We start from the raw sequence: 12,774 nt of genomic DNA, 5'->3' as shown, positions 1-12,774 counted from the left end.
CTTGTTATCCACCTATGAAGGAGTCGCAGATGATACATGAAAATAGGGAACTCGGTTACAGCGCAGCTTCAGACAGCGTTTTTGTTCATCAAACTTCCGACATCTTGCATCATCTGCGAGTGGCGGAGGAACGAACGGAAGCACGCCACCAACTTGCGCAGGTGTCCGGCATTACCAATGAATCCATCCTGAACGACCTTCTGGAACATGACGTCACCGCGGCAACGGTCGCTGCTCTGCCGCTCGTGCCCTTGGTTTTAACGGCCTGGGCCGATGGAGCCATGGAAGCACCGGAACGTGCAGCCATCATGAAGGCCATGGCGGATCATGATTTGATCCCAACTCAACCGGCTTACGAACTTCTGGTGAGCTGGCTGAACGAGGCTCCGGATTCATCCTTGTTCGGGGTCTGGGAAATCTATGCGCGGGGCATTCGGGAAGTGATGGACGCGCAGACCTTTCTGGAATGGAAAACGCGGATCATGGACCGCGCTGAATTTATAGCCGCCGCGGCCGGCGGCTTTATGGGACTTGGTTTTACCATCTCGGCGGCCGAGAAATCCATGCTGGTGAAGCTGGATAGCTCGTTCCGCGCGTGATGTCGGCTGTCGGATTTATTTTTTGACCTTGGGATCCAGGTCAACAATCCGAAGCCAGCTGTTGATATCAGCCAGATGCGCTGGCAACACCACCTGCGTTCCTTTACGGGCGAGGTGAGATAGCTTTGTCAGATAGCGTTCGGCAATCTGCAGTTTCAAAGCCTCCTCTCCACCTTCGCGCTGCAGGACAGTCGCGATCTTGGAGATGGAGTCCGCTGTAGCTTTAGCCAAAGTCCTGATCTCTTCCGCCCGACCTTCCGCTTCGTTGATCTGCCTTTGCATTTCACCTTCGGAGAGGTTGATCATCTCCCGCTTTTTGCCTTCAGAAAGATTGATCTTCGCCTGCTTATCACCCTCGCTCTTGGCGAGCATGGCGCGACGATTCCGTTCGGCCGTCACCTGCTTTTCCATCGACACGCGCACGCTTTCCGGCGGACGCAGGTTCTTGATTTCGTAGCGGTGAACGCGAATGCCCCAGGCCTGCCCCGCCTGATCCAAAACCGAAACCGCACGGGCCGAGATGGTCGAGCGCTCTTCAAAGGTTTTGTCCAGATCGAGCGTACCAATCACCGCGCGCGTTGTGGTCTGCGCCAGCTGCACGGCGGCATAGCGATAATTGGTGACGCCATAGCAGGCCTTGGTGGGATCGGTGACCGACAGATAAATGACGCCATCGACGGTCACATGCACCTCGTCCTTGGAAAAGCATTCCTGCGGCGGCACCTCGATGGCCTCCTCGCGCAGGTCCACTTTATAGGGAACCTTGTCGATGAAAGGGACCATAGCGTGAAAGCCCGGGCCCAGCGTCCTATGGTATTTCCCAAGCCGCTCGACGATATAAGCCGACTGCGTGGGAACCAGCCGGATCGAGCCGATGAGCTTGACCACGATCACCAAAAATAAAGCGCCCCAGAAAACCAGATTGATCAGATCCATGAAGTCCATGGTTTTACCTCGACGTTGGAGTATGCAAAGGGTTTGTCACCAGATCAATGCCTTCGAAGATGCCTTTCACCCGGGCCAGCTCTGCCGGCACCACGGACACATCCGCGTGCTGCAGGATTTCGCCGAGTTCATCGACGAACTGATCCACCAGCTTCATCTTCACAGCCGTCGCACCACCGGCCTGATTGATCGCCTCGGCAACCATGGTCATACCCTCGGCTGTGGCGGTCGCAATCAGAGTGATCTGCTGGCCTTTGCCGATTGCCTCGTTGATCTTCTTCTGCTTCTCGCCTTCGGAAATATTGATCGCAAACTGCCGCTCCCCTTCGGAAAGATTGATGCGCGCTTCTTTTTCCGCGGTGGCCAGGGTGATTTCCGCGCGCTTCTCCCGTTCCGCTTCCATCTGCTTTTCCAAAGTCGCGACGACGTGCGTCGAAGGTTGAATATTCATGACCTCATAGCGAAGGACCTTGATGCCCCAGGAATTCGAGGCCGCATCGATCTCTTCGACGATCTTGTCATTCAGGGCATCGCGTTCCGAGAAGGTCTCGCTCAGACTCAGTTTACCGACCTCGGAGCGCATCGTGGTCTGGGCCAGGTTGATGGCGGCCAGCTGATAGTTGGCAATCCCGTAGCTCGCGAGCTTGGGATCGACGACTTTCAGATAAAGGAGCCCATCCACCTCGATCTGAATGTTATCCCGCGAAATGCAGCTTTGCGGCGGGATATCGAGGACCTGCTCCCGCGTCTCGTGCCGATAGGCCACCCGATCGATCAAAGGCGTCAGGATATGAAGGCCCGGCTGCCCGACCTTCAAGAAGCGGCCAAGCCGTTCGATGACCACGGCCTCGCGCATCGGCACCACGATCACGGTGAGGTAGACAAAAATCAGGAAAATGAGGGTTAGAACTGTAAGCACGGTCATGGCTTCTGATCTCCTTTCGCCATTGATTGCACAATAAATAAGGGTCCGGAGCGAGCCACGATCACAGCCTTCTCGCCCTTCAGGATGGTTTCTTCGCTTTCCGCCTCCCAGGTGCTGTCCCGGTAGCGAATGCGGCCATGCCGAGCCGGGGTGATATCGTGGATGACATCCACCAGGGCTCCGCGCGCGTCGGCGTCTTCATCCACATTTTCCACCTTCGTATCGCCGGGAAAGAGCCGCAGAAAAAAACTGCGGACGACCAGCACGAGAAAGAGCGAGCAGACGAAGAACAGGGTCAAGGACGGCAGCCAGCCTTCCACCCAGCCCAGGTATTCCGCAAGTCCGACCAGGGCTGCGGCCACACCGATGAAGCCCAGCACGGCTCCCGGCACCACGAATTCCGCCAGGAGGCAGACCAAAGCCAGGAGGGTCCAAAAAAGGGTTTGACTCATGAACGGTCCTTTCTATGAAAACTGAGCACCTGTCCCTGTATGAAATGCAGCGAAGACTTCTTCAGTTCGATGTTCTCGGCCACGGCCTCGATGTAGGCCTCTTCATGATGATTCAGCTCACCATCGCTCAAGGCCATGATGTAAAGGATCCAAAGGAGCAGATGCTTCTGCGCTTCCTTGGGAAATTTCCGCTCCAGCCCCTTGCCAAGATATCGGGATTCAAAGGCCCGCAGGAGGCTGGCTTTCTCCCTTTCATCCAGCACGATCGGGGCATGAGCCAAAAGAATATCCCGCGCCTGCTTTTCCTCGATGCGAATGCGATGATCAGCCGTCATCAGGGAATTCACATAGCGGCACAGTTCCAAAAAATAATCCCGACGCTGGGTTTCGGTCAGACGCTCCAGAAGAAGCTGCAGCACGGGCGTCGCCGACGTCATCTCCTCCAGACCAATCTCCGCGGCAATAATAGGATCGCGGCGAATCGCCTGGATCATGTCCTGCATCGCGGGAAATACAAGCCCCAGCTGCACCATCGGCCCCATCCAAACGCCCACCCCATCTGTCGGGGCTGGACTTTGCCCCTCAGGAAAAAGCTCCTGCCAATTGGCTCCATAAAGTTTCAAAAGAGACCAGGTGGCCTCCAGACTGATTTTCAAGCGCGCTTTCTCATAATCATAAAGAGTCCCCTGACGCCAATCGAGCTTGTGCTCCACGGTTTTTTGCGTGAGTCCTGCTTTTTTCCGCAGAAGCGTGAGCCGCTCCAATATCTCCGCTTCGGGGAACCGATCCTCTTTGGACATGAAGGCCTCCGTGATCATTCGTTCTATACAACGGATTATTCGCGAAAATATTGCAGCCTGTTCGTAATTATTTTTCAACACATTGATTTTACGATATTATTTTTTCCTAATCACGAACTTTTGACATATTTTTCTCTGTGCAGGCTCAGACCTTCGCTCTGTCGTCTCACGACCCCATGTTGTTAAAGTCCCGCACGTGAGTTTTTCAAGCAGGTTATCCGTTTTTTGCGAAGGAATGCTTCTTGCGAAGGATACGCTGTTGGTCCTTGCATAGAGAGGATGTCCATGCACAGTTTAAAACAAAACATCGAAGAGTATATTGGTCACAAAGCCTTTCCCTGCGTCGGAGCCAAGACCGCGCTGTCCAAGGCTCAGATTGAAATCTTCGAAGGTCAATCGCTGCTTTCCGCCGATGATGACCAGGCTCTCCTTGAGAGCCTCAAGACCTATATTCAAAATTGTCGCAACGATGATTCCCATCGCAACGGGGAATCCGGCCCCGGCTTCCGGAGTTTCATTGCCGCGTTTCCCGAGACACCTTCTTTGACCGAGGAGCAGTTTGAAAAAGCTCTTTGGAACAGACTGAACAGTCTTCATGAACTCGACGACGCCGACTGGGATGAATCGGTGAGCGACGATCCCGACGATAAAAATTTCAGTTTCAGCCTTGCGGGCAAGGCCTTTTATATCGTGGGTATGCATCCCGGCGCCTCGCGTCCGGCCCGGCGTCTTCCCTATCCGGCTCTGGTGTTTAATCTGCATGAGCAGTTTGAACGCTTGCGCGCCGATGGTCGCTATCATACCATGCGGCAGATCATTCGGAGGCGTGACACGGCCCTGGCTGGATCGGTCAATCCCATGTTGCTTGACTTTGGCACGCGCTCGGAAGCGATCCAATACAGTGGCCGCAACATCGAAGGGGCCTGGACCTGCCCTTTCCATAAGAAAAAGGCTGAAAAACATGCTCACTGAGAGAACCAGCACCATTCTTCCCCGCAGCGGAACGGCCTTCACCTTAAAAGCCGGGCAGGAACTGAAAATCATAGATCCGCATGGAGAGCAGGTCTGCGATCTCATCTGCTTCAACGCGGCTGACAAGGCTGAACACCTTTCCTCGGGCCGTACCCTGGATTATGCAAGCCGCCTCTTTCTGACCAAAGGCGATGCCTTCTATTCCAATCGCAGCCGCGTTATGTTCCACATGATCGAAGATACCGTGGGACGTCATGACTTTCTTTTAACGCCATGTAGCCAGGACACCTTTCGCATCATCTACGGCCATGAAAAGCCGCATCGCGGCTGCTTTGGCAACCTTGTGGAAGCGCTCGCTCCCTTTGGCATCCATGGTGATGCCATCCCTGTGACCTTCAACGTTTTCATGAACGTGGTTATAGATGGCCAGACCGGCGAACTTAAAGTCGAACCACCGAAGAGTCGCGCCGGAGATTCCATTATCATCCGTGCGGAAATGGATCTGATCGTGGGCTTGACAGCCTGCTCAGCGGAGCAGTCGAACAACTATGCGTTCAAACCCATTCAGTATGCGATCCTCTGAAACGATTCTGCCCTTCAGTAAGAAGCCAAGGAAAATTCCTAATACTTCCGACCGAGGGCCGGAATTTAATACCCGCACGACATTCTACGTAAGAACCTGTAAGACTTAACCTTTTCACTTATTTTTGAATTCTTTTTCAGTCCTACCCAGGATTGCCGAAGGATACTCTAAGCGGACGAGGTTAAGAATGTCTCTACTTCAGAAACCACGAAGTAAGGTTTGGCTGGGATTGATCCTGGCCTCGCTCCTTGCTGGCTGCTTTCCTCAGCAGTCGCAGGTGGCTCCTGAAGCCGTGTCTGAAGACGGAACGACGACCACCACCCTGTCCAAGCAAAGCGAAATGGGAAAAGCCAAGGCTGATGTCGAAGTGCAGCTCGGCGTGATGATGGGCTCGGGCTCTTCGTCGCGGACCATCATGGCCCTGGTCTCCGCCATCGAGGAAGTCGACTACCGCCTGAGCGGTTGCGCCAGCGGCAATGCTGCGACCTATAGCGCAACGGGCCCGCAGACCATTCAGCTTTATAAATTCGATCGCGGCTGCGTGATTGGACTCCAGCGCGTGAAAGTCGCGGGCGTGAATTATGTCCTGCCCCTCGGCCAGAGTTTTGATACGCAGCTCAATGCCCGCACAAGCCTGCAGAGCACCAATGGCAAAACGATATTCGCCGTCGTACAGAGCCAGCTGCCCGCACTCCTGGACGCTCCCAGCTATGCTGTTGGTTTCATCCTGACGGAAAACGAGCAAGGGACCGACAAGGTCGTCCCCATATATGAACTCGGCTTGAGCGTGAACCGCACGGAAATTTCAGAAGGCGGTTCCTTGACTGCGACCTTCACGGTGCAAAGAGCGGTGCCGTCGGTTGGTGCGCTGACCGTGAATCTTGCCTACTCAGGCACGGCCATCCGCGGCGTGGATACCAATGCTCTGCCCAACACTCTTCAATTCCTGGATGGCCAATCCCAGGTCAGCTTCACAGTTTCCGCCGTGGATGATACGACCTTGGAGCCACTGGAGACCTTGATCGTCGACCTTGGCCTCGGAGCCTACATGTCCAAGGCCACGCCTCTGACCCTTGGAATCCTGGATAATGATGTCGCAGTGCTGGGCCTGAACACGCCTACGTTGAATTTTGGATCACGCGCCTTGAATCTGCCGCATGATCTTCCCGTCATCGTCACCAATACGGGGACGGTCGCCGCCTCGGCCTTGCAATTGGTTTCAGGCCTGACGAGCCCCTTCTATTTCCCCACCGGCTATCCGGGTGAGGGCGGAACCTGCAGCACGAGCTTGAATCCAGGCAGCAGCTGCACGCTTGTTCTTGGTTTCAACCCGACCGCTCTGAGCGCTTACAGCAATGCCCTTGTTTTCAGCTACTTTGATGGAGTGAATACGCAGAACCTGAACCTGACCCTTCAGGGCACAGGCGCCAATGTCGGTTATCTCAAGACCAGCCTCGGTCGACGCTTTGATTTCGGAACGGTGGCCAGCGGCACGCCCGCGAAAAAACACATAGTCCTGGAAAACATCGGTGGCGGCACGCTCAGCAGCCTTGTCATGACCTTCGGCTCGACGAGTTTCGGCTATGCTGGTGGGAGTTTTCCCGGCACCGGCGGTTCCTGCACAACAAGTTTAGCCGCAGGCGCATCCTGCACGGTTGTGATCGCCTATACCTCGGCCAGTGCAGCAGCCGTCAGCTCCTCGCTGACGTTCACCTATTCGAATGGCAGCCAGACCCTTATGCAGACGGTGGCTCTGGAAGCTTCCGCGAATCCACTCATTGCGGAAAGTCAAACCGTTACCACAGCTCTGAACACAGCGCGGACGATCACGCTGAGCGCTGTGGGCGGAAGCGGAACGAAGACCTATACGGTCGATAAAGGCCCGGTCTTCGGAACCTTGAGCGGGAACGCACCGAATCTGACCTATACGCCCAACACGGGGTTCAAAGGCCACGATACCTTTACGTTCCGGGCCAACGACAGCGCGGGTCCGAGCGCCAGCGCGGAAATTCGCATTCTGGTTCAGCCCGAGGCCATCTTCATCGTGGCCTCGCCGAACAATCTACCCAACATGGATATCGACTTTAGAAGCCGGCTCATTGCCAAAGGCTTCACGGTTACACTGATTGACGACGGCGTGTCCTCCACCAGCCAGGCCTTGGGCAAAGACCTTGTAACGGTGAGCGCCTCGGTGCGACCAGCGTCGGTTTTGACAAAGTATAGGGATGTCAAACTTCCTGTCATAATCTGGGACCGCGGCCTCTATGATGATATGAAAATGATAGCAGGCAGGTCGGCGACAGGAGCCACAGGCAGCTCCTCCGCCATCCGAATTCTGGAAAACAGCAGCTATATGAACAGCGGTTACGCCCTCGGCAACCTGACGGTTTATACTTATAGCAGCAAGATGAGCTTTGTGACGAATAATGACAGTAACGTTCAAACATTTTCGTCGGCCACCAACTCCACGAGTCAGATCCTGGAATTTGGTTACGACGCGGATAACTACATGCCCGGTGGCCTGATCGCTCCAGGCCGGCGTCTCGGTACCTTTTATCCGGCCAGCAACGGCGATTTCAGTGCGGCGGGCTTCGCTCGCATTGATCGCAACATTGATTGGGCGCTGCAAAATCCAGCGTCCCTCTTCTATGATTCCTTCCAAAGAAACGCCAGCAATACCGTTGGCAATGGCTGGAGAGAAACGGAAGCCACCGCCTCCGCCATCAGCACCGATGGCCAGCAGCTGCGGTTCGAAACTTTCGACAGCATGGTGCAGGCGCGGAACAGTTTCCCCATACAAAGATCGGGAACTTTGAGTGCCTCTTTTTATATGGACCTGCAAAGGACAGGAACTCTGTCCAATGACTATCAGCTGCGCTTCCAACTCGGACGCTGCGATCTCATGGACAATGACAGCAGCAACGAATCAGGCATCGCCGTGAATCTTGTATGGGGTGGCGTGAATGCAGGCATGACGAGCGAAAACAGCCTCGGCTATCGGCTGGCCAATGGCACGACCACGACCCTCGGAACGGTCAATAGCGGTCAGGCCTCTATCAATGTCGATCTTGACTTCACCACCAAGACCTTCAAAATCACCAGCCCGCTCGGGACCACCGGCTCGATCGCCTTCCAGAATGATGTGGCCGTGGACTGCGTTAAATTCATGGCGAAAAATATCAACAGCCAGAACTTCCCCCGGCGCGGCATCCATCACCTGAAATTACTGCAGGCCAACTGATAGAATAGGAAAAAGGAACCGCATCGCGGCTCCTTCTTCCCGTTCAAGCGTCCGAATGGGCGTGTGTGTCCCTTCAGATACCGGGCTGGATCTTATCCTGATCGCGGGTGCTCAAGGGAGCGCGCGTATTGTCACGGCGATCCTTGATGGCCACTTTACCATCCGAATCCACCTGAGCTTCCTCGCGGCGAACATCCTCCGACACCCTTTTGGTATCGGTGATCTTTTCTTTCGAAACGCGAATCTCTTCGCGCGGCACCACTTTCTTGTCGATGTGCACGAACTCTTCGCTGACAGGGATGCGGATTTCTTTCTGATCCGTGTCAAGGCCTGCGGCGTCCAGCGAACCTTCGCGGGGCACACCATCCAGATTGCGGCGTTCCACCACGATTTCTTCGCGCGTTACCGGCACTTCAATGGTCCGATTTTCCGTGATGATCTCTTTGCGAAGTGAGACTTCACCAGTCTGCATGCGCTCGGTACGCACATCCAGCTGTTCCTCACGCAGTTCCATGACGCGCTCAGAATCCAGGTTGGTGTCGATGTCGGAGTCCAACCGGGCTCCTGAAAGAGTTTCGCTGCGGTCGTAGTCCATCCGATTCCGAGAGAGGCTCGAATCAGCCGAGAAATCACCGCGGCTGCTGGTCAGTGTGGAATCGCGATCCAGGTTCGAACGATCGTTCGCTCCCCACGATGCATCCATGCCCACGCGCGAGCCTGACAGCGAGGAATCACTGTCCATGCCCAGGCTGCTGGACGTCAGATCGCGGTCGCGATAGCGTTCGGTTTCGTAATAGCGGCTGCCCTGGTCTTCGACTTCACCGCCGAAGCGGGTGATGACTTCGCGGCAGACAGCAAGGTCACTGCAGTCTTCCACGATCACAAGGTGATGCTTGCGATCATAAGCTTCCTGGAAATAGGCTTCCGAATCACGATTCAAATTAAAGGACGTGCGCTCATGATCATCATCGAAGCCGAAAAGACGGGCGAAGAACGCACCGATTCCGGTTTTTTTATGCGGAACTTCTGAACTATAGCTATCGGTGCTGCTGGCGCCTTGGCGCTCGGCAGTTCCGGTGAATGTCGCGTCCTGATCATTTTCAACAAGGCGCACTTGGGAGATTCCGAGAGCGCGGAGTTCGTCAGTGGCACGTTTTGCATCTGTCAGGTCCGAAAATACGCCGATTAGGGTTCTGCTTCCGGTTTGCATGATTTGTCTCCTTGTCATGGAATGGCTCGATGCCGACGAGGAGGGTTATGCAAATCAGGGTCCAAAGTCGAAGGGTTCGCGTGCGCATGCGTTCCACGCTGCGTTTCGCATGCTATGATGGAAGCCCCTGTTCGTTTTTTCATACGGTGTCACGCGAAAACTCATGCAGCCGCCATTCAGAGAAACCGCATGAGAAACCCATTAAAAAGCGCAGGATGCTGCGATTACGTGACCGGCTCTTTGCACTTCTTTACAAGCATCCGGCAGAGGATCGCTATCTATGAAGAGCCCGAATGCTGATTGATCTGAGCCTACACGCTCGCCAAAACAAAGCCCAACCAAAGGATAGGGGCGCGGCGCCGTGCGGAACACGAGCGCTTGATTCCAGGGCCAATCGGGAAGACGCGCCTTCAGTTCCTCGCAATCGCGAAAACTCATAAAACGCTCCGGGGGAGTTGTTTGATACAAAGGACGCCATTCATAGACCATCTGCGTCAGGACACTGCCGCCTATGAGAAGGAATAGGACCCAGCTCAGGGGTCGGCCCTGCGGGGACGCTCGAAGATCATCCAAGGCAGCCTGCAGCAGCAGACAAATGAACGGTAATGTTCCCATGAAGTAGTATCTATGCTGAAAACTATGAGCCCCATCCAAAACCGCAATCGCCAGCACCTGAAGGATAAGCAGGAGCCAGAGATGGCCCAAGGGTCGGACGCGTTTGATCATCATAAGAAAAAGAAGAAGAGGCAGCCCCGCATAGAAGGTGAGTCCCTGCAGGAAAAGATCAGCGAGCTGAGGCGGGTTGCTGAGAAACTCCCGCAGCGCCGTCCAGGGATTTTGCGGTTCCACGCGATAGAGCGATTCGCCGCCAGCCAGAGACTGTATCCAACGCGTGCCCTTCATGTAGTAAAAGGCCGTCAGCCCAAAGGCGCCTGCAATGGAAGGCAGGGCGAAGCGGAGCACTTCGATAAGAGTGGGTGACAGCAGGAGAAGAGCCAGGACGATCACCGAGGTCGGCTTCATCAGAAACCCGAAAAGCAAAAGCAGGCCGGCCCCGGCGCGCGCCTTCTTTTGATAGAGGAATCCTGTTCCAGCCAGAACGATAAGCATCGCGACGACATCGGGAATGAATTTCGGGAAGAAGACCAGCCCAAGTCCGATCAGAGGCATCCATCGAAAGCTGCGCGACGCATCAACGCCTCCTGGAGTCAGGCCTTTCCAGATGCGCATATTCCAAAGCACCAGAGCAAGATTGAGCGCGAGCACCAGTCCACGGGCCAAAGCCGTTCCCCAGGCGGGTCCGAATGCAAACAACGGGGCAGTAAGAATATTCAGAAACGGCCATTCCATTGCCATGATGCCGGAACTATCACCGCTGTGCAGGACAGCAGGCAACAGAGGCCAGGGACTGGGTGATTCCACCGTCCAGCGCAGCCAGTAGCGCAGACTCACACCCAGCGTATCCACCTGCCTCCAGATATGCGGATGACCCAAAGGCAAAAAAACGGCGACGAAAGCAAAAAAACAGCGAACCCACCAGGCGATTTTCAAAGCCCGCGTTTCATTCATGGTGGAAAGTGCCCCTTCAGTTCACGCGATCCAGGAGCTGCTCCAGATCCCTGATCAGATCCTCAGCATTCTCGATCCCGATGGATAAACGAATCGAGGTGGCGTCGATGCCAGCCTTGATCCTTTCCTCGGCGCTGAGGTCCCCGGCGAAGAAAAAGAGCGCAGGGGTGATCAGCGATTCGGTCGAGCCAAGACTCGCGGCCAATTTAAAAAGCTGGCCCCGGGCCACCATCTCTTCGATAGGATAATTTTTATTCTTCAAACTCAAGAGCAGCATACTTCCGAAATCCTGATACGTCTCGCGGAAATGCTGATGCTGGGGATGGCTCGGAAGACCAGGATAGCTGACCTTGTCGACTTTCGGATGCTTCTCAAGCCAGGTGGCAAGGGCCAAAGCATTGTCGCACTGGGCCCGACGCCGCAGATGAAAGGTCTTCATGCCGCGCAGGATAAGATAGGCCGCATGCGGATCAAGCGTGGCCCCGAGCAGGATCATGTTTTCTTCAAACTCATGGCGCAGGGCTTTGCTGGTCAGAATAATCCCGCCCATGACATCACCGTGGCCACTGGCGAATTTGGTGAGGCTATGGATCACGACGTCACAGCGGGCGGCTTCGAATTTTTGAATACCGGCAAAGGTGTGATCGAGGATGGTCAGGACCTTGTGCTGTTTGGCGGCGCTGCAGATAAAGTCGATGTCGGGGGCCCGGACCTGGGGATTGGTCATGCTCTCAAAGATGACGGCCTTGGTATCAGGCAGAGCCAGCGCCGCCTGGATGCCGGCTTTGTCGTCAATCGAAAGGCGGGTTAACTGCACACCCATCTTCCTGAGGATTTTTTCGGCGAAGACCCGGGTCGGTCGATAGGATTCGATGAAATAGACCAGCCGATCGCCGGATTTCAGAAGACTGAGAAGCGTGCCCGCAATGGCCGCAATTCCAGTGCTCGTCGCCAGTCCGGTTTCCTGACCCTGCAGTTCCGCCAGAAGATTTTCCAGCTGAGCCACCGTGGGATTGCCGTGCCGCGAATAGAAATAGCCGGTCCGTTCATTGCGAAAAATCCGTTTCAATTCATCAAAGTCTTCAACGGCAAACTTCACGCTCTGATAAATCGGGGTCGCCAAGGCGTAATTATCAGGTGGCAGCAGCCGGGTTTCCATATGACTGCAAAGGGTTTCCGGGGCCATTGCGTTGGGATCCATCGGCTCGTCCTCCTGCTTCCGGGTCGGTTCCGCCTGTGTCGGGCGCAGCACAGCTGTTGCCGGGAACCGCCAGTTTTTGTGGCTTTCTACGCCAAAAAATACACGCAAAATCAACAACTTCCGCACACAATTACCGGAATGCTGCTTGCACCAAGACTTTCAGAGTGCTTCGTGCACCAAAGGAGAAATCTACCATGAGCTTCGAGATTCTTACCCGATTCAGTCCCCTGGCCGTGATCCCCCTTTTATTTGCCTGTGGGGTCGAAATCTACCACAG

11 protein-coding genes are annotated in these 12,774 nt (G+C 55.1%); 4 read left to right on the top strand and 7 right to left on the bottom strand.

Translation table 11 applies throughout. The features are described 5' to 3' along the window. Positions 1 to 29: 29 nt before the first annotated feature. Positions 30 to 599 (top strand): hypothetical protein, encoded by a 570-nt coding sequence (locus VFO10_RS07675; protein WP_325138704.1) that lies wholly within the window; start codon positions 30 to 32, stop codon positions 597 to 599. A gap of 15 nt (positions 600 to 614) precedes the next feature. On the opposite strand, the gene VFO10_RS07670 is transcribed toward VFO10_RS07675, so the two are convergent. Genes VFO10_RS07670 through VFO10_RS07655 form a run of 4 tightly spaced genes read right to left on the bottom strand, consistent with a single transcriptional unit; the run spans position 615 to position 3,721 of the window. Beyond that, the gene (locus VFO10_RS07670) at positions 615 to 1,544 is read right to left on the bottom strand and encodes a stomatin-like protein (protein ID WP_325138702.1); all 930 of its coding nucleotides are present in this window, start codon (positions 1,542 to 1,544) and stop codon (positions 615 to 617) included. A gap of 4 nt (positions 1,545 to 1,548) precedes the next feature. Next, positions 1,549 to 2,469: an SPFH domain-containing protein gene (locus tag VFO10_RS07665; RefSeq protein ID WP_325138700.1), complete on the bottom strand. Its 921-nt coding sequence runs from the start codon at positions 2,467 to 2,469 to the stop codon at positions 1,549 to 1,551. Then, a complete protein-coding gene (locus VFO10_RS07660; RefSeq protein WP_325138698.1) occupies positions 2,466 to 2,921 on the bottom strand; it encodes an NfeD family protein in 456 nt (151 codons plus the stop codon). Before VFO10_RS07660 ends, VFO10_RS07665 begins: the two co-directional genes overlap by 4 nt. Then, positions 2,918 to 3,721, bottom strand: a complete 804-nt coding sequence (locus tag VFO10_RS07655) for a TerB family tellurite resistance protein (RefSeq protein ID WP_325138696.1) — start codon at positions 3,719 to 3,721, stop codon at positions 2,918 to 2,920. The genes VFO10_RS07660 and VFO10_RS07655 overlap by 4 nt, the downstream gene beginning before the upstream one ends. A 285-nt stretch (positions 3,722 to 4,006) precedes the next feature. On the opposite strand from VFO10_RS07655, the gene gntA reads away from it, so the two are divergent. From gntA to VFO10_RS07640, 3 genes are all read left to right on the top strand, one after another. Then, positions 4,007 to 4,693, top strand: coding sequence for a guanitoxin biosynthesis heme-dependent pre-guanitoxin N-hydroxylase GntA (gntA, locus tag VFO10_RS07650; RefSeq protein ID WP_325138694.1), 687 nt, complete (start codon positions 4,007 to 4,009; stop codon positions 4,691 to 4,693). Continuing rightward, on the top strand, positions 4,683 to 5,276 hold the full coding sequence (locus tag VFO10_RS07645; RefSeq protein WP_325138692.1) for an urea carboxylase-associated family protein: 594 nt from the start codon (positions 4,683 to 4,685) through the stop codon (positions 5,274 to 5,276). Before gntA ends, VFO10_RS07645 begins: the two co-directional genes overlap by 11 nt. Positions 5,277 to 5,463: 187 nt before the next feature. Then, complete coding sequence (locus tag VFO10_RS07640) at positions 5,464 to 8,517, top strand: choice-of-anchor D domain-containing protein (protein ID WP_325138690.1); 3,054 nt, start codon at positions 5,464 to 5,466, stop codon at positions 8,515 to 8,517. Between the two features lie 73 nt (positions 8,518 to 8,590). On the opposite strand, the gene VFO10_RS07635 is transcribed toward VFO10_RS07640, so the two are convergent. The 3 genes from VFO10_RS07635 to VFO10_RS07625 form a co-directional block, all read right to left on the bottom strand. Then, a complete protein-coding gene (locus VFO10_RS07635; protein ID WP_325138688.1) occupies positions 8,591 to 9,631 on the bottom strand; it encodes a YsnF/AvaK domain-containing protein in 1,041 nt (346 codons plus the stop codon). A 297-nt stretch (positions 9,632 to 9,928) separates the two neighbouring features. Next, positions 9,929 to 11,296, bottom strand: coding sequence for a hypothetical protein (locus VFO10_RS07630; protein ID WP_325138686.1), 1,368 nt, complete (start codon positions 11,294 to 11,296; stop codon positions 9,929 to 9,931). A gap of 16 nt (positions 11,297 to 11,312) precedes the next feature. Beyond that, positions 11,313 to 12,497, bottom strand: a complete 1,185-nt coding sequence (locus VFO10_RS07625; RefSeq protein ID WP_325138684.1) for a PLP-dependent aspartate aminotransferase family protein — start codon at positions 12,495 to 12,497, stop codon at positions 11,313 to 11,315. Positions 12,498 to 12,774: the final 277 nt, after the last annotated feature.

This window comes from Oligoflexus sp., from assembly GCF_035712445.1.
GTDB lineage: Bacteria > Bdellovibrionota_B > Oligoflexia > Oligoflexales > Oligoflexaceae > Oligoflexus.
The sequence above is the reverse complement of the archived record's forward strand: the minus strand, read 5'-3'. Positions and strand labels throughout refer to the sequence as shown.